The sequence below is a fragment of the Streptomyces viridosporus T7A genome (assembly GCF_008704515.1).
Classification (GTDB): domain Bacteria; phylum Actinomycetota; class Actinomycetes; order Streptomycetales; family Streptomycetaceae; genus Streptomyces; species Streptomyces viridosporus.
Genome location: NZ_CP023700.1, coordinates 3,378,980 through 3,395,650, shown reverse-complemented (window position 1 = coordinate 3,395,650; position 16,671 = coordinate 3,378,980). Strand labels below are relative to the sequence as shown.

At 72.6% G+C, this 16,671-nt stretch carries 15 protein-coding genes and 1 tRNA gene; 11 read left to right on the top strand and 5 right to left on the bottom strand.

Features of this window, described 5'->3' with window-relative positions; translation table 11 throughout:
• The first annotated feature begins 45 nt into the window (after positions 1 to 45).
• Complete coding sequence (locus CP969_RS15735) at positions 46 to 1,326, top strand: tyrosine-type recombinase/integrase (protein WP_016826063.1); 1,281 nt, start codon at positions 46 to 48, stop codon at positions 1,324 to 1,326.
• A gap of 145 nt (positions 1,327 to 1,471) precedes the next feature.
• Positions 1,472 to 2,299: a DUF6551 family protein gene (locus CP969_RS15730; RefSeq protein WP_016826064.1), complete on the top strand. Its 828-nt coding sequence runs from the start codon at positions 1,472 to 1,474 to the stop codon at positions 2,297 to 2,299.
• 255 nt (positions 2,300 to 2,554) lie between these two features.
• Here the strand turns inward: CP969_RS15730 and CP969_RS15725 are convergent.
• Positions 2,555 to 2,629, bottom strand: a tRNA-Cys gene (locus tag CP969_RS15725).
• 199 nt (positions 2,630 to 2,828) lie between these two features.
• Between CP969_RS15725 and CP969_RS15720 the strand changes: the two genes are divergently transcribed.
• The 6 genes from CP969_RS15720 (at position 2,829) to CP969_RS15695 (ending at position 8,680) form a co-directional block, all read left to right on the top strand.
• On the top strand, positions 2,829 to 4,313 hold the full coding sequence (locus tag CP969_RS15720; protein ID WP_016826065.1) for an MFS transporter: 1,485 nt from the start codon (positions 2,829 to 2,831) through the stop codon (positions 4,311 to 4,313).
• 40 nt (positions 4,314 to 4,353) lie between these two features.
• Positions 4,354 to 4,554 carry a ribbon-helix-helix protein, CopG family gene (locus tag CP969_RS15715; RefSeq protein WP_016826066.1) on the top strand — a complete coding sequence of 67 codons (201 nt, stop codon included), beginning with the start codon at positions 4,354 to 4,356 and terminating at the stop codon, positions 4,552 to 4,554.
• Positions 4,551 to 4,940: a type II toxin-antitoxin system death-on-curing family toxin gene (locus CP969_RS15710; RefSeq protein WP_016826067.1), complete on the top strand. Its 390-nt coding sequence runs from the start codon at positions 4,551 to 4,553 to the stop codon at positions 4,938 to 4,940. Before CP969_RS15715 ends, CP969_RS15710 begins: the two co-directional genes overlap by 4 nt.
• A gap of 117 nt (positions 4,941 to 5,057) precedes the next feature.
• Entirely contained in the window at positions 5,058 to 6,863 is a 1,806-nt protein-coding gene (locus CP969_RS15705) for a DEAD/DEAH box helicase (protein WP_004987500.1), read from the top strand.
• Between the two features lie 305 nt (positions 6,864 to 7,168).
• The gene (locus CP969_RS15700; protein ID WP_016826068.1) at positions 7,169 to 7,810 is read left to right on the top strand and encodes an IclR family transcriptional regulator; all 642 of its coding nucleotides are present in this window, start codon (positions 7,169 to 7,171) and stop codon (positions 7,808 to 7,810) included.
• A 78-nt stretch (positions 7,811 to 7,888) separates the two neighbouring features.
• Positions 7,889 to 8,680 carry a YlbL family protein gene (locus tag CP969_RS15695; protein WP_004987503.1) on the top strand — a complete coding sequence of 264 codons (792 nt, stop codon included), beginning with the start codon at positions 7,889 to 7,891 and terminating at the stop codon, positions 8,678 to 8,680.
• Here CP969_RS15695 and CP969_RS15690 read toward each other — a convergent pair.
• The 3 genes from CP969_RS15690 to CP969_RS15680 all read right to left on the bottom strand — a co-directional run bounded on the left by CP969_RS15690 (position 8,677) and on the right by CP969_RS15680 (position 10,770).
• Positions 8,677 to 9,534 carry an ABC transporter permease gene (locus CP969_RS15690; protein WP_399474476.1) on the bottom strand — a complete coding sequence of 286 codons (858 nt, stop codon included), beginning with the start codon at positions 9,532 to 9,534 and terminating at the stop codon, positions 8,677 to 8,679. The two genes, CP969_RS15695 and CP969_RS15690, sit on opposite strands and share 4 nt — an antisense overlap.
• An 87-nt stretch (positions 9,535 to 9,621) precedes the next feature.
• Positions 9,622 to 10,269 carry an ABC transporter permease gene (locus CP969_RS15685; RefSeq protein ID WP_016826071.1) on the bottom strand — a complete coding sequence of 216 codons (648 nt, stop codon included), beginning with the start codon at positions 10,267 to 10,269 and terminating at the stop codon, positions 9,622 to 9,624.
• Between the two features lie 30 nt (positions 10,270 to 10,299).
• On the bottom strand, positions 10,300 to 10,770 hold the full coding sequence (locus CP969_RS15680; RefSeq protein WP_016826072.1) for an Lrp/AsnC family transcriptional regulator: 471 nt from the start codon (positions 10,768 to 10,770) through the stop codon (positions 10,300 to 10,302).
• Positions 10,771 to 10,892: 122 nt separating this feature from the next.
• On the opposite strand from CP969_RS15680, the gene hppD reads away from it, so the two are divergent.
• Complete coding sequence (hppD, locus tag CP969_RS15675) at positions 10,893 to 12,041, top strand: 4-hydroxyphenylpyruvate dioxygenase (protein WP_004987506.1); 1,149 nt, start codon at positions 10,893 to 10,895, stop codon at positions 12,039 to 12,041.
• Between the two features lie 64 nt (positions 12,042 to 12,105).
• Here hppD and CP969_RS15670 read toward each other — a convergent pair whose 3' ends face one another.
• Positions 12,106 to 13,506 carry a tetratricopeptide repeat protein gene (locus CP969_RS15670; RefSeq protein ID WP_039831624.1) on the bottom strand — a complete coding sequence of 467 codons (1,401 nt, stop codon included), beginning with the start codon at positions 13,504 to 13,506 and terminating at the stop codon, positions 12,106 to 12,108.
• 104 nt (positions 13,507 to 13,610) lie between these two features.
• Between CP969_RS15670 and CP969_RS15665 the strand changes: the two genes are divergently transcribed.
• Both CP969_RS15665 and CP969_RS15660 read left to right on the top strand, forming a co-directional pair.
• Positions 13,611 to 15,026, top strand: a complete 1,416-nt coding sequence (locus tag CP969_RS15665) for an FAD-binding oxidoreductase (RefSeq protein WP_004987509.1) — start codon at positions 13,611 to 13,613, stop codon at positions 15,024 to 15,026.
• A 160-nt stretch (positions 15,027 to 15,186) separates the two neighbouring features.
• Positions 15,187 to 16,647 carry an RDD family protein gene (locus tag CP969_RS15660; RefSeq protein WP_026085141.1) on the top strand — a complete coding sequence of 487 codons (1,461 nt, stop codon included), beginning with the start codon at positions 15,187 to 15,189 and terminating at the stop codon, positions 16,645 to 16,647.
• Positions 16,648 to 16,671 lie beyond the last annotated feature (24 nt).

Sequence of the window (16,671 nt, the reverse complement as noted above, 5' to 3'; positions counted from 1 at the left end):
TGGCATCCCGGGCTGCTTCCACACCCCGACTGAAGGAGTCCGCCCGTGACGGAAGACAAGAAGCGCACCCGACAGCCCAACGGCCGCTCATCTATCTACCTGGGCAAAGACGGCAAGTGGCACGGCCGCGTGAGCGTCGGCATCCGTGATGACGGCCGGCCCGACCGCCGCCACGTCGAACGCAAGACCCGCGCCGAGGTGACGGCCGCCGTCCGTGAGCTGGAGAAGCAGCGCGACGCCAAGACAGTGAAGAAGCCGGGTAAGGCATGGACGGTCAAGGCTTGGCTGACGCACTGGATCGAGAACGTTGCACCCCTCGCCGTCAACGACAACACAATGGTCGGGTACGGCGTCGCAGTGCGGAAGCACCTGATCCCTGGTTTGGGGGCTCACCGTCTCGACAGGCTCAAGCCCGAGCACCTCGAGGCGTTCTACGCCAAGATGCAGGCGAACGGCAGCAAGCCTGCGACCGCTCACCAGGTGCACCGAACCTTGCGCACGGCGCTCAATGAGGCCGTGCGGCGCGGTCATCTCGGTAGGAACCCCGTTCCGTTGGCCAAGGCGCCGAAGACGGGGGAGTACGAGGTGGAGCCCTACACCATCCAAGAGGTGCAGCGGTTGCTCAAAGCCGCCGAGCAGCACCGTAATTCCGCCCGCTGGGCCGTCGCCCTCGCCCTTGGACTACGCCAAGGTGAGGTGCTCGGTCTCAGGTGGGAGGACGTGGACCTTGACGGTGGGTTCCTTGTGGTCCGGCGTAGTCGCCACCGGCCGCAGTACGCCCATGGGTGCGTAGACCCCTGTGGGCGCAAGGCCGCCGGGTACTGCCCGCAGAGGCGTCGCACGAACCCGGAGTTGGCCACCACCAAGTCCCGCGCTGGCCGCCGTGCCGTCGGTCTCCCTGAGCAACTCGTTGATCTACTCCGCGCCCACCTCAAGGCACAGGAAGGAGAACGGGCAGCGGCCGGGAAGCGCTGGGAGGAGAACGGGTTGGTCTTCCCAGACGAACACGGTCGTAGCCCGTCCCATCGCCGGGACTGGGCCGAGTGGAAGGCCCTCCTCGCGGAGGCGAGCGTTCGCGACGGGCGCCTTCACGACGCCCGCCACACGGCCGCGACGGTTCTGCTGATCCTCGGCGTCCCCGAGCGGGCCGTCATGGGTCTCATGGGATGGTCGACCACCGCCATGGCCGCGCGATACCAGCACATGGTGGACGCCGTGCGGGCCGACGTCGCACGGCAGGTCGATGGTCTGATCTGGAGGGCTGAGACGGGCCGGTCGAACAGCGACGACAGCGGAGCGGATGGCTCTCGTGTGCAGTTCAACTGAGGTGCACGAGTGCACGTCAGTGAGTGGCACGCGAGGATTCGTGACCGGCGAGAATATGCAACTCGCGTAAATCTCAAACACGCGGAAAAATCTCCGCGTAGGGTGATGACCACTCAGCCGTCTTCGCCTGCAGGGGGAAACACGCATGTCCATGGTCCGTAAGTACTACGAAGCAATCGCCGTCGGCCAGATGAAGGTCGATCCCAAGATGGACTCCCAGAGGCAGTTCCTCTCCAAGTGGGCGAACAAGCTGCAGAAAATTTGGGACCGTGAGGTGCTGCTCCCAGCGATCGTCTCCCGGCGCCCTGACGGTGACTACGTCCTCGACGGCCAGCACTCCAATGAGGTCGCCCGGCGCATGGAGGGGCCGGAGTTCCTCCGCGACTGCATGGTCTATGAAGGGCTCACCAGGCAGCAGGAGGCCAAGCTGTTTCTCGCGGCCAACCGTGACCGCCGCGCTGTGAAGCCGTTCGAGAACTTCAAGGTGGCGGTGACTGCCGGAGAGCTTGAGGCGGTGAAAATTGATGCGGACGTGAGGAGCTGCGGTCTCCATGTGTCGGGCGGCACCTCGAAGGAGGGCATCGCGGCCATCCAGGCACTCAAGGTCATTCACGGGATGCGCGACCCGCAGGAGGGGCTCCTTCCCAAGACTCTGACGACGGTCCTCAACGCATGGGGACACGATCCGACTTCGTGGGACGGAATGATGCTCCGCGCGGTCGCCATCATCATTGACAAGAACTGGGACACCATCGACCTGGACGCCCTCGCGCTGACACTCAAGCAAGAGCCGGTCGGGAAGTGGAAGGACACGGCGATGAACGACACGATCACCGGTGGGGGCTCGCAGTCCCGGTCGATCCCCCTCGCGAACAACATCGCCTACGAGTACTCCGGCCTGTTCGGTGAGCGGTATGGCCATATCTTCGGCGTGCCAAAGCGTAAGAAGAAGGTGAAGGTCGCCGCTGCGTAGGGCACAGACTCCCTGGTACGTCCTGGTCGGCTTCAGAGGCGACTTCCTGCCGAGCTCTGTAGCTGGCTGGCGGCGTGCGGATGCGCCTGCGCTGCATCAGGCTAGGCGGGGTCGCGGGGCCGCACCTCGGTGGACTCCCCGACGGCAGCACGGTCCGGTCTAGCGCAAGCATCTGAGACGGCAACTGAGACGGACAGCGGAAAGGGCGGCACCTCCGAGGAGGTGCCGCCCTTTCGTTTTTCCTGGTCAGGGCAGTGGAGGCCGTGACGGGATTCGAACCCGTGTAACTCGCTTTGCAGGCGAGTCCCTCAACCACTCGGGCACACGGCCGTGTTCGTCGGAGTTCCTCGGAACCGGTGCACCGACCGTAGGCCGCGGAGGGAGCGGTGCTCAAGGGAACGGCGGGCGCCGCAACGGGACTGCCACGCGCCGTTCACGCGGGGGCGGTGGGGTCGTACGTCCGAGGTCCCGGTGCGGACCCGACCCCCGACAGGGGTCAAAGCAGTCCGTGGCCCTTACTCTGGCGGTCATGACCGCCCCGAACCCGCGCGACACCGATGTCGCCCCGCCCGCCGACCCCGCCGGGACCACCGGCCCCGCCCCGGCCCTCGACCCCGCACCCGACGCGACCGTACTGAGCCGCCCCTACCGGGCGCTGAGCATCGGGATCGTCTCCGTGGTGCTGCTGATCGCCTTCGAGGCGACCGCGGTCGGTACGGCGATGCCGGTGGCGGCACGGGAGCTGAACGGGGTGTCCCTGTACGCGTTCGCGTTCTCGGGGTACTTCACGACGAGCCTGTTCGGGATGGTGCTCTCCGGCCAGTGGTCGGACCGGCGCGGCCCGCTCGCGCCGCTGACCTGGGGCATCGCCTCCTTCGCCGTCGGCCTGCTGCTCTCCGGGACGGCGGGCGCGATGTGGCCGTTCATCCTCGGGCGGGCCGTGCAGGGGCTCGGCGGCGGGCTGGTGATCGTCGCGTTGTACGTCGTGGTCGGGCGGGCCTACCCGGAGCGGCTGCGGCCGGCGATCATGGCCGCGTTCGCGGCGAGCTGGGTGGTGCCGTCGATCGTCGGCCCGCTGGCCTCCGGCACGGTGACCGAGCACCTCGGCTGGCGGTGGGTGTTCCTCGGCATCCCGGCGCTGGTGGTGTTCCCGCTGGCCCTGGCGCTGCCGCAGATACGCCGCCTGGCGTCCGGTCCGGTGGGCGACGGCGCGGACGCGCCGGCCTCCTTCGACCGCCGCCGCATCCGGCTCGCCCTGGCGATCTCCTTCGGCGCCGGACTGCTCCAGTACGCCGCCCAGGACCTGCGCTGGATCTCCCTGCTGCCGGGCGCGCTGGGCGTGGCGCTGCTCGTTCCCGCGGTGCTGGGGCTGCTCCCGCGCGGCACGTACCGGGCGGCCCGCGGGCTGCCCTCGGTGGTGCTGCTGCGCGGTGTCGCCGCCGGGTCCTTCATCGCCGCGGAGTCCTTCGTGCCGTTGATGCTGGTCACCCAGCGGGGGCTCAGCCCGACGCTCGCCGGGTTCTCGCTCGCGGCGGGCGGCGTGACCTGGGCGCTGGGCTCCTGGCTGCAGTCGCGGCCGCGGCTGGAGCCGTACCGGGAGCGGCTGATGACCTTCGGGATGGTGCTGGTGGCGGGGGCCATCGCGGGGGCCCCGAGCGTGCTGATCCCCGCGGTGCCCGCCTGGGCGACGGCCGTCGCCTGGGCCTTCGGCTGCCTCGGGATGGGCCTGGTGATCTCCTCCACCAGCGTGCTGCTGCTCCAGCTCTCCGCCCCCGAGGAGGCCGGCACCAACTCCGCCGCCCTCCAGATCTCCGACGGCCTCTCCAACGTCCTCCTCCTGGCCATGGGCGGCGCCGCCTTCGCCGCCCTCGGCGGCGGCATGGCCGGCCACGCGGCCGTGGAGACCGCCGGCACCGGCTCCCACCCGGCCGCCTTCGCCGCGGTGTTCCTGCCGATGGCGGCGGTGGCGCTGGTGGGGGCGTGGGTGACGACGCGGCTGCGGGCCGCCTCCTAAGTGGTACCAGTCTGGCCCCATTCGGTGGTACCGTTTTGGTATGGCCATGAACCTGCGTCTTCGTGACGACCAGACGGAAGCCCTGAAGTTGCGCGCCGAGGAGGAGGGAGTCAGTATGCACGCGATACTGCTCAGGGCCGTGGACGACTACCTGGCCCGGACGGCTCACGAGGCGCTCGTGCGCAAGGCGGCCAAGGAGCAGACCGCCAAGTGGGCCGAGCTGCTGGAGAGGCTCAAGTGACCCATGTCTACCTGACGGCCGAGGACGTCCTGGCCATCGCGGATCTCGCGGTCGACGACCAGGACGTCGTCGTCCGTGACGCGGGCCTGCTGGAGTCGGCCGTCCACCGTCCGGCGGCCGCGATGTTCGGCCAGGAGGCGTACCCGGACCTGTTCGACAAGGCCGCGGCACTCCTGCAGTCCCTCGCGATCAACCACCCCTTCGTTGACGGGAACAAGCGAACGGCGTGGACTTCCTGCGTCGTCTTCCTGGCGATGAACGACGTGCAGCTGCGCCCGGACATCGACGCCGCCGAGCGCCTGGTGATCGCGGTGGCCACCGGCGCCGTGGACGAGGTCAAGGCCATCTCCGAGACCCTGCGGGAACTGTCCGAACCGTCGATGTGACGTCGGTCCCACCCCCGGGGGACCCGGCACGGTCAGAGTCTCGGCCGCATCGGCCCGTGGGTAGGGTGGCCCGGTCGTCATACGCATCCGAGCCGCTCGACCCCCACGACGGAGACCGTGACTACCACCGCCAGTTCCAGCGCCGCCCCCCACTCGCACCACCTGTCGCCCGCCTTCCCCGGCCGCGCCCCCTGGGGCACCGCCAGCAAGCTGCGCGCCTGGCAGCAGGGGGCGATGGAGAAGTACATCCAGGAGCAGCCGCGCGACTTCCTGGCGGTCGCCACCCCCGGGGCCGGCAAGACGACCTTCGCGCTGACGCTGGCCTCCTGGCTGCTGCACCACCACGTCGTGCAGCAGGTGACCGTCGTCGCGCCCACCGAGCACCTGAAGAAGCAGTGGGCCGAGGCCGCCGCGCGGATAGGCATCAAGCTGGACCCCGAGTACAGCGCGGGCCCGCTCGGCAAGGAGTACCACGGCGTCGCCGTGACCTACGCCGGTGTGGGCGTGCGCCCCATGCTGCACCGCAACCGCGTCGAGCAGCGCAAGACCCTCGTCATCCTCGACGAGATCCACCACGCCGGTGACACCAAGACCTGGGGCGAGGCCTGCCTGGAGGCGTTCGAACCGGCCACCCGCAGGCTCGCGCTGACCGGTACGCCGTTCCGGTCCGACACCAACCCCATCCCCTTCGTCGCCTACGAGGAGGGCGACGACGGGATCCGGCGGTCGGCCGCCGACTACACCTACGGGTACGGCTCCGCGCTCGCCGACAACGTCGTGCGTCCCGTCATCTTCCTGTCCTACAGCGGCAACATGCGCTGGCGCACCAAGGCCGGCGACGAGATCGAGGCCCGCCTCGGCGAGCCCATGACCAAGGACGCGATCAGCCAGGCCTGGCGCACCGCCCTCGACCCGCGCGGCGAGTGGATGCCGGCCGTGCTGCGCGCCGCCGACCAGCGCCTGACCGAGGTCAGGAAGGCCATACCGGACGCCGGCGCCCTCGTCATCGCCTCCGACCAGGAGTCCGCCCGGGCCTACGCCAAGCTCATCCGCGACATCACCGGCCACAAGGCCACCCTGGTGCTGTCCGACGACACCGGCGCGTCGAAGCGGATCGACGAGTTCAGCAGCAGCGACGACCGCTGGATGGTCGCCGTGCGCATGGTGTCCGAGGGCGTCGACGTGCCCCGCCTCGCGGTCGGCGTGTACGCCACCACCATCTCCACCCCGCTGTTCTTCGCCCAGGCCGTCGGCCGTTTCGTGCGGTCCCGGCGGCGCGGCGAGACCGCGTCCGTGTTCCTGCCGACCGTCCCGGACCTGCTCGGCTTCGCCAACGAGATGGAGCGCGAGCGCGACCACGTCCTCGACCGGCCGAAGAAGGGCGGCGAGGAGGACCCGTACGCCGAGTCCGAGAAGGAGATGGAGGAGGCGAACAAGCAGCAGGACGAGGACACCGGCGAGCAGGACATGCTGCCCTTCGAGGCGCTGGAGTCCGACGCCGTCTTCGACCGGGTCATGTACAACGGCGCCGAGTTCGGCATGCAGGCGCACCCCGGCAGCGAGGAGGAGCAGGACTACCTCGGCATCCCCGGACTCCTCGAGCCCGACCAGGTGCAGTTGCTGCTGCAGAAGCGGCAGGCCCGGCAGATCGCCCACAGTCGGAAGAAACCGGACGCCGAGGCCGACCTGCTCGAACTGCCCGCCGAGCGGCGACCGGTGGTCTCCCACAAGGAGATGATGGAGCTGCGCCGGCAGCTCAACAACCTGGTCGGCGCGTACGTCCACCAGAGCGGCAAGCCGCACGGCGTCATCCACACCGAGCTGCGCCGGGTGTGCGGCGGCCCGCCCGCGGCGGAGGCCACGGCGGGGCAGTTGCGCCAGCGGATCGCCAAGGTGCGGGAGTGGGCCACCCGCATGCGGTGACCCCGGGTGCCGCACGTCGGCGCCGGGGGAGCGAGGGCATGTACCCGGACAAACGGAACCACTTTGCCGGTGAAGGTGCCCGGATTCTGGACGGAGCCTTCCGCTGAGCGGACCGGCTCGCTACTGTCCCGCTACGCACACGCCCCGTGGCAGCGCCGCCGCGGAGCGCAGCCGTGAAGCGACTGTGCCCGGAACCAGGCCGGGCCGCCGGCCGATCGGCGGCCTCTGAAGCGCGTGACCGACGGGACTCGGTGACGGGCCTTCCGCGAGGGGCTGCCGACCTCACCACTGAAGGAGTGGGCGTCGTGACCGCGGAGACCTCTCAGACGCTCGACAGGGGACTGCGGGTCCTCAAGCTGCTCGCCGACACGGACCACGGGCTGACCGTCACCGAGCTTTCCCACAAGCTGGGCGTGAACCGGACCGTCATATACCGGTTGCTCGCCACGCTGGAGCAGCACGCCCTGGTACGCCGTGACCTGGGCGGGCGGGCCCGCGTCGGGCTCGGCGTGCTGCGACTGGGCCGGCAGGTGCACCCGCTGGTGCGCGAGGCGGCGATGCCGGCCCTGCGGTCGCTGGCGGAGGACATCGGCGCGACGGCGCACCTGACGCTGGTGGACGGGGCGGAGGCGCTGGCGGTGGCCGTGGTGGAGCCGTCCTGGACGGACTACCACGTGGCGTACCGGGCGGGGTTCCGGCACCCGCTGGAGCGGGGGGCCGCCGGCAAGGCGATCCTCTCGGCCCGGCAGCAGCGGGCGGACGACCCCGGCTACACCCTCACCCACGGCGAACTGGAGGCCGGGGCCTGCGGGGCGGCGGCACCGCTGCTGGGCGTCACGGGCATCGAGGGCAGCGTCGGCGTCGTCATGCTGGCGGAGGTCGTCCCGGAACGGGTCGGCCCCCGGGTCATGGACGCGGCCCGGGAGGTCGCGGAGGCGCTGCGCTGAGGCGTCGCCGGTACGGGCGGGCCCCGGTCCCGCCCACCGCCACCCGGCCGGACCCCGCCGTCGCGTTAGATTGATCCCGTGCTCTCTCGCCTCACGCGCCCCCAGGCCCTGGCCGTCTGCGCCGCCCCCGTCGTCGCCCTGCTGGCCACGGCGGTGTTCGCGCCGCTGCCGTTCTCGGTGGCGCAGCCGGGACTGACGGCGAACGTGCTCGGCGAGAACAGGGGCACCGAGGTGATCACGATCTCCGGTGCGCCGGTCCGGGAGACCACCGGGCAACTGCGGATGACGACCATCGAGGCGACCTCGCCGGACACCCGCGTGGACCTGCCCGACGTCGTCGGCGGCTGGTTCGACACCGACCGGGCGGTCATGCCCCGTGACTCGGTCTACCCCAGCGGGGACAGCACCGAGGAGATCGAGCGGTACAACCAGCGGCAGATGAAGGAGTCCCAGGACGAGGCGACCGCCGCCGCGCTGAACCACCTGGGCCGCGAGGACGAGGGCATCGAGGTCACCCTGCGGCTCGCGGACGTCGGCGGCCCCAGCGCCGGCCTGCTGTTCTCCCTCGGCATCATCGACAAGCTGGACGGCGACGGCAGCGGCGGCGATCTCACCGGCGGCCGGATCATCGCCGGTACCGGCACGATCGACGCGGCCGGCAGGGTCGGCGCGGTGGGCGGCGTGCCCCTGAAGACCCAGGCCGCCCGGCGGGACGGCGCCACCGTCTTCCTGGTCCCCGCGGCCGAGTGCTCCGCCGCCCGGGCCGAACTCCCCGAGGGCCTGCGCCTCGTCCCGGTCACCACGCTCAAGGGCGCGGTCGACGCCCTGGTCTCCCTGGAGAAGGGCACCGGCAAGGTCCCCGGCTGCTAGCGGCCCGCGCCCCTCGGCCGCACCAGCAGTTCGGCCAGGGAGGCCAGCCAGTCCACCAGCAGGGCGAGCGCGACGGTGAGGATCGAGCCCAGCAGCAGCACCGGCGTCCGCGGGCCGGTGATCCCGGCGATGATCAGCACGCCCAGACCGCCGCCCCCGCCGAAGGCCGCCAGCGTCGCCGTGCCGACGCACAGGACGAGCGCCGTGCGCGCCCCGGCGAGGACGAGCGGCACGACCGGGGGCGGCTCCACCCGGGGCGGCACGCCCAGCGGGGACCTGCCGATGCCGCGCGCCCCGTCCGGCGGCGTCGGGCCGCCGGCCCGCGAAGCGGCGGCGGTGCGGGAGAGCACCGGCGGCACGGCGCAGGCGACGATGCCGATCAGGGCGGCCCCGCGGCCGGCGCCCAGCCAGACCACCGGCAGTGCGAGCAGACCGAGCGCCGGGGTCGCCCGGGTCAGGGCGGCGAGCGCCGGTCCGGCCCGGGCGACCCCGCGCGGTACCCGGCGGGCCGGCAGGGCGCCCAGCGGGACCGCGATGACCAGCACGAGGAACGCCGAGAGCGCGGTGAGCTCGATGTGCTGCCACAGCGCCTCGGACACCCGGCCGTCCGACAGCGCCTGACGGGAGGGCGCGTCGAGGTCGGCCCGCGCGAACCACAGCCAGGTCGCCAGCAGCACGACGACCAGCACCATCGGCCGGAGCGTCAGCTTCCGCCAGGTCACCCGGGGCGGCTCCGCCACCGGCGGCGGGGGAGCGGGCTCCGCCTCGTCCGACGGTCCGCCGCCCCCGTCCCGGGAGGAGGGCCCCCGCACCCCCCGCTCGTCCTCGGGCCGCCGCCCGGAAGAGGACCTCACGCCCGCGCCTCCCCTCCGCCGTCCTCCGGCCCGACGGTCGTCCCGACGGCGGGGGGCCGGGACGACCGCGACGTCCTCCCGGGTGGCTCAGGCACGGGTCCCCCCGGGCACGGTCAACCGCCCGACCAGGACGTACGCGGCGTCGAAGAGCAGCGCGAGGACGACGATCCCGAGCGTGCCGGCGAGCACCTGGGGGAGCGCGTCACCGCTGTCCGGCGAGGTGATCCCGCGCAGGATCGGATTGCCGAGGCCGGGGCCGGAGACGCAGGCGGCCACGGCCGCGACGCCCGTCAGCAGCCGCGTGGCGGCCCGCATCCCGGCCAGCACCGACGGCCAGGCCAGCGGCAGCTCCACCCGCACCAGCCGGGCAGGCCGCGACAGGCCGACGCCCCCGGCCGCGTCCACCAGCGCCGGATCGATCCCGCGCAGGCCCACGACCGCGCTCCGCGCGATGGGCAGCAGCCCGCACAGGGTCAGCGCGAGCACCGTCGGCGGCAGTCCGAGCCCCACGACCGGGACCAGCAGACCGAACACGGCCAGGGCCGGAACGGCCGACAGGGACGGGCCGGCGGCCGCGGCGAGGCCGCCCGCCCGCGCGCTGCGGTGGACGGCCACCGCGACCAGCACGCCGAGCACGGCCGCCGCCACCGTGCACGTGAAGACGGCCGCGGCGTGCCGGCAGGCGTCGGTGAGCAGGTGCTGACGGTGGTCGCCCAGGTACTCCCAGAAGGTCACGTCCGCTCACCTCCGCTCGGCCGGGTCGGATCACTCGCCGAGCGCCGCCTGCTCCACCAGCGGGATGATCCGCAGCGGAACGGGGTTCTCCATGACGATCGCCGTGGAGGCCCGGACGATGCCATCAAAACCGACGACGAGGTCGATCACCCGTTGGAGATCGGCGTTGGAGCGGGCCACCAGCCGGCACAGCATGTCCCCGGTGCCGGTGGTGGTGTGCAGCTCCAGCACCTCCGGCACGGTCGCCAAGTGGGCCCGCACGTCGGCTCCTTGCCCTTGCCGGATCTGCAGGGTGGCGAACGCCGTGACCGGGTAGCCGAGCGCCGCCGGGTCCACCTCGGGACCGAAACCGCGGATGACTCCGTTCGACTGAAGCCGGTCCAGCCGGGCCTGCACGGTCCCGCGCGCCACCCCGAGCCGGCGGGACATCTCCAGCACGCCGACGCGCGGCTCGCGTGCCAGCAGCACGATGATCCGGCCGTCCAGATGATCGATCGCCATCCCGCCCCTCCCGATGGTCATCATGTACAGAAAGCCCGCCGATGCGGGCGGACGACTGGACATTTTGTCCAGTGAATACGCGAACTATTGCGCACCTTGCAGGGCTGCACCACCCTGCCCCTATGACGCAGACCACAGACCACACTCCCGCGACCGACGCCCGGCAGGCCGATCCCTTCCCGGTCAAGGGGATGGACGCGGTCGTCTTCGCCGTGGGCAACGCCAAGCAGGCGGCGCACTACTACTCCACCGCCTTCGGCATGAAGCTGGTCGCCTACTCCGGACCGGAGAACGGCAACCGCGAGACCGCCGCGTACGTCCTGGAGAGCGGCTCGGCCCGCTTCGTGTTCACCTCGGTGGTCAAGCAGTACACCGAGTGGGGCGCCTTCCTCGCCGACCACGTGGCCGCGCACGGCGACGGCGTCATCGACCTCGCCCTCGAGGTGCCGGACGCACGCGCCGCGTACGCCTACGCCGTCGAGCACGGCGCCCGCCCGGTCGCCGAGCCGTACGAGCTCAAGGACGAGCACGGCACGGTCGTGCTGGCCGCGATCGCCACCTACGGCAGGACCCGCCACACCCTGGTCGACCGCTCCGGCTACGACGGCCCCTACCTGCCCGGCTACGTCGCGGCCGACCCGATCGTCGCACCGCCCGCCCAGCGCTCCTTCCAGGCCATCGACCACTGCGTCGGCAACGTCGAGCTCGGCCGGATGAACGAGTGGGTCGGGTTCTACAACAAGGTCATGGGCTTCACGAACATGAAGGAGTTCGTGGGCGACGACATCGCCACCGAGTACAGCGCGCTGATGTCGAAGGTGGTCGCCGACGGCACGCTCAAGGTCAAGTTCCCGATCAACGAGCCCGCCATCGCCAAGAAGAAGTCCCAGATCGACGAGTACCTGGAGTTCTACGGCGGCGCCGGCGTCCAGCACATCGCGCTCAACACCAACGACATCGTGCACACGGTGCGTCAGATGCGCGCGGCCGGCGTGCAGTTCCTGGACACCCCGGACTCGTACTACGACACCCTCGGCGAGTGGGTCGGCGACACCCGGGTGCCGATCGAGACGCTGCGCGAGCTGAAGATCCTCGCCGACCGCGACGAGGACGGCTACCTGCTGCAGATCTTCACCAAGCCGGTCCAGGACCGCCCGACCGTCTTCTTCGAGCTCATCGAGCGGCACGGCTCGATGGGCTTCGGCAAGGGCAACTTCAAGGCCCTGTTCGAGGCGATCGAGCGCGAGCAGGCCAAGCGCGGCAACCTGTAATCCGCCGGCGGACCCGGGCGGGCACCGGCGACCGGTGCCCGCCCCCGCACGCGGGGGAGGCGTCTCAGGACACCTCCGGACCGGCCAGCACGGACGGCTCGCCCAGCCGCTCCAGCGCCGCCTTCGCCAGCGGCACCCGCAGCGGCGAGAAGTACGGGTTGATCTGCAGCGCCTGCCGCAGATGCCGCCGGGCCGCCCCGTCCCGCCCCACCTCCCGCTCGATCATGCCCCGGTGGAACACGTACAGCGCGCTGCGCACCCCGCCGCCCCGGCCCTCGTCCGTCGCCCGCAGCGCGAACGGCAGCGCCTCCTCGGACCGGCCCGCCCGGTGCAGCGCCCAGCCCAGCGCGTCCGCCACCTCCGTCGACGGCTGCCGCTCCCACTCGGCCCGCAGCCGCCGCACCGCGGCCTCCGCGTCCCCGTGGTCCGCCTCGAACCGGCCCAGCACCAGATCCTCGTCGGCCCCGTGCGCCGCGGCCAGCCGGACCCGGTCGCGCAGCAGGCCGTACTGCGCCCGGGCCTCCTTCCGCCGCCCCAGCGACTCGTACAGCTCGCCCAGTTCCAGCGCGTACTCGGGCCGGGGCTGCCCGTCCAGCGCCGCCCGGTACGCGGTCAGCGCCTCCGTCGTCCGGCCCAGTGCCGCGAGCGCCCTGCCCTGCCCGGCCTGCGCCGCCCGCTGGTCGGGGTCGATCCGCACCGCCTCCCGGAACTGCCGCAGCGCGTCCTGGCGGTCGCCGCGCTCCCAGGCCAGCTGCCCGGCCTGCTCCAGATACGCCGCCCGCTCGGCCGGCTCCCCGGCGGCCGACACCGCGTCGGCCAGCTGCACCGCCGCGTCCTCCCGCCAGCCCCGGTCCCGGTACACGGCCGCCGCCCGCGCCATCACCTCGGGCCCGGAGCGCAGTGCGGCCAGCCGGTCCAGCATGTCCCCCGCCGCCTTGTGGTCGCCCAGTCCGGTGCACGCCTCGATCAGCAGCGGATACGTCGTCCACCGCTTCGGCTCCAGCTTCCGTGCCTCTTCGCCCCACCTGCGCGCCCCGGCGTAGTCCCGGCGCGCGTTCGCCAGTGCCGCGAGGCCCCGCAGCGCGCGGGCGTTCCCCTTCGGCCGCACCTTCAGCGAGGTGCGCAGCGCCTTCTCGGCCCGCGACCAGTGCGCCGGGTCCGCCAGCCGCCGCCCCTGCTCCACCCGGGCCGCTCCGAGGACCGCCCAGGACTCCGCGTCCTTCGGATGCTCCTCCAGGTGCCGCCCGCGCTCCTCGACCAGCGCCGCCAGGTCGGGCAGCGAGGGCGGGACCCCGCTGGTGACCGCCGCGAGCGCCCGCTCCACCCGCTCCGGTGAGTCCACCCCGTGCTCCCGCGGCAGCGGCACCAGCACCAGCACCCCGCCGAGCACCGCGCACCCGGCGACCGAGGAGAGCAGCACCCGGCGGCGGATCCGCCGGCCGGGCTCGTGTGGCTTGTCGTCCATGGCGCCCACTGTGCGCCACACCTGGCGTTCATACGATGAACACACCCCGATGTGACGCTGCTGCCGTACGTGGGGTTCACACCGATGGCCCCGGGTGTCACGCTGTGATCATGAGCCGTATCGAAGCGCGACGCGATGAAGACACGGTGGCGGCCGGCTCCCTCGTCGACCGGCTGCTCGGCGGTCTGCCCCCCGAGGCCGTCCTGACCGACCCCGACGTCACGGCCTCCTACGCCCACGACATGGCGAGCTTCTGCCCGGCCGGCAGCCCCGCCGTGGTCGTCCTGCCCCGCACGGTCGAACAGGTGCAGCACGTCATGCGCACCGCCACCGCGCTGCGCGTCCCGGTCGTCCCCCAGGGCGCCCGTACCGGCCTGTCCGGGGCGGCCAACGCGACCGACGGCTGCATCGTGCTCTCCCTGACGAAGATGGACCGCATCCTGGAGATCAGCCCGGTCGACCGGATCGCCGTCGTCGAGCCCGGCGTCGTCAACGCCACGCTCTCCCGCGCCGTCGGCGAACACGGCCTGTACTACCCGCCCGACCCCTCCAGCTGGGAGACGTGCACCATCGGCGGCAACATCGGCACCGCCTCGGGCGGGCTGTGCTGCGTGAAGTACGGGGTCACGGCCGAGTACGTGCTCGGACTGGACGTGGTGCTGGCCGACGGCCGGCTGCTGTCCACCGGCCGCCGCACCGCCAAGGGCGTCGCCGGGTACGACCTGACCCGCCTGTTCGTCGGCTCCGAGGGCTCCCTCGGCATCGTCGTCCGCGCGGTCCTCGCCCTCAGGCCCAAACCGCCCGGGCAACTGGTGCTGGCCGCCGAGTTCGCCTCCGGCACCGCCGCCTGCGACGCGGTGTGCCGCATCATGGCCGGCGGGCACGTCCCCTCACTCCTCGAACTCATGGACCGCACGACGGTCCGGGCCGTCAACGCCATGACCCGCATGGGCCTCCCCGAGTCCACCGAGGCCCTGCTGCTGGCCGCCTTCGACACCACCGACCCGGCCGCCGACCTCGCCGCCGTCGGCGCGCTGTGCGAGGCGGCGGGCGCCACCCGGGTGGTGCCGGCCGAGGACGCCGCCGAGTCCGAACTGCTGCTCCAGGCACGGCGGATGTCCCTGGTCGCGCTCGAGGCGGTCACGGGCACGACGATGATCGACGACGTGTGCGTGCCCCGCTCCCGGCTCGGCGAGCTCATCGAGGGCGTCGAGCGGATCGCCGAGAAGCACCGGCTCACCATCGGCGTCGTCGCCCACGCGGGCGACGGCAACACCCACCCCACGGTCTGCTTCGACGCGGCGGACCCCGAGGAGTCCCGGCGGGCCCGCGAGTCCTTCGACGAGATCATGGCGCTCGGCCTGGAACTCGGCGGCACCATCACCGGCGAGCACGGCGTGGGCGTCCTGAAGAAGGAGTGGCTGGCGCGCGAGATCGGCCCGGTGGGCGTGGAGCTGCACCAGGCCGTCAAACAGGTCTTCGACCCGCTGAACCTCCTCAACCCGGGCAAGCTGTTCTGAATTCTCCGAACCGTGCTCGGATCTCCGGAAAATCTTTCGCCGGATACCCCATCAGTGCCCGAAAGGGGTGGGTCCGGCAGGACGGGCGGTCAGGCCCGCGCCCGTCTGATAGATGTGGGTTCCCCCGACCCATCCCTCGAGCAGATACGGGACGACGGACATGAGCGCCCCAACCCCGGCCCCCGGCGACGACACGCCCCGCGAAGGGTATTACCCGGACCCGTCCATCCCTGGATACGTCCGGTACTGGAACGGTGCCGCCTGGGTGCCGGGCACGAGCCGTCCGGCGCCCCGGGACGGCGAGCCGCTCGCCCCGCCGCCCGGGGTGCGCCCGGCGCAGCCCTCCGTCGAGGAGACCGGTCCGCACTTCTTCGACGAGGACCCGATCGACGAACCGGCCCCGTTCCCCGCCCCGTCCCCGGCCGAGTCCCAGCACGGCAGCCGGCCCGAGCCCGCCTCGGCCTGGGGCGCCGACCGCTCCCGCCAGTCCGGCTTCGGCGGCGACCGGGACCGCAGGATCTCCTGGGGCGCCGACCCGAGGGTCCCGCACACCTCCGCACCGGAGACGGCGCCCGAGGCACCCGGGGGAACGGACCCGGACCGGCCGGAGACGGACGCGGCCGCCCAGGACGGCACCTTCGTCTTCCGCAGGCCGGCGACGGAGCCCCGGCAGGCGGCGGCCGACGCCTCCGGCGGAGCCCCCGGGGACGAGGGCACCATGACCTTCCGCGCCGTCCCCCCGCACGCGGGCGCGCCGGGCGGGGGACCGGCGGGCGCCGCCGCCTCCCGGGGACCGGGGTTCGGGGCCGGGAAGGCGGCCGCCGCCCGTGCCGCCGCCGAGCGGGCGGGAGGCGCCGGCGCGGCCGTCCCCCCGGCGCCGTCCGGTCCGCAGCAGGTCACTCCGACCGTCCCCCCGCAGACCGGCCCGGCCCGTCCCGCCCCGGCGGCCGCGGCCGCTCCGGCCGTCCCCGCCCCGTCGGCCGCTCCCGGCGGTGCGCCGCTGACGAGCGGTCCCGGCGGCGGTCAGTCCTCCTGGGCGCAGCAGGTGCACCGGCTCGCGGGCGGCGAGGAGCCGCCGGTCGCGCCGTGGAAGCCGCCGGTCGAGGACCCGTTCCAGGCGGCCGCCCGGAGACAGGCCGCGGCCCGGCCCGCGGCGCTCGGCAAGCGGCTGGCCGCGCGGCTGCTGGACACCGTCGTGCTCGGGGGCGTCACGGCCGCGGCGGCCGTACCGCTGGGCATCAAGGCGGTGGACCACGTCAACGCGAAGATCGACGCGGCCAAGCTGTCCGGCGAGACCGTCACGGTCTGGCTGCTCGACGGCACGACCTCGGTGTACCTCGGCGTCGTCCTCGCCGTTCTCCTCCTCACCGGTGTCCTCTACGAGGTGCTGCCCACCGTCAAGTGGGGCCGCACCCTGGGCAAGAAGCTGATGGGCCTCGAGGTGCGCGACATCGAGGGGCACGAGGCACCGGAGTTCGGCGCGGCCCTGCGCCGCTGGCTGGTCTACAGCGTCCCCGGGATCCTCGTCGTCGGTGTCGTCGGGGTTCTGTGGTGCCTGTTCGACAAGCCCTGGCGCCAGTGCTGGCACGACAAGGCCGCGCACACCTTCGTGGCGGGCTGACGGCGCGGACGCCCGGCCCGCGCG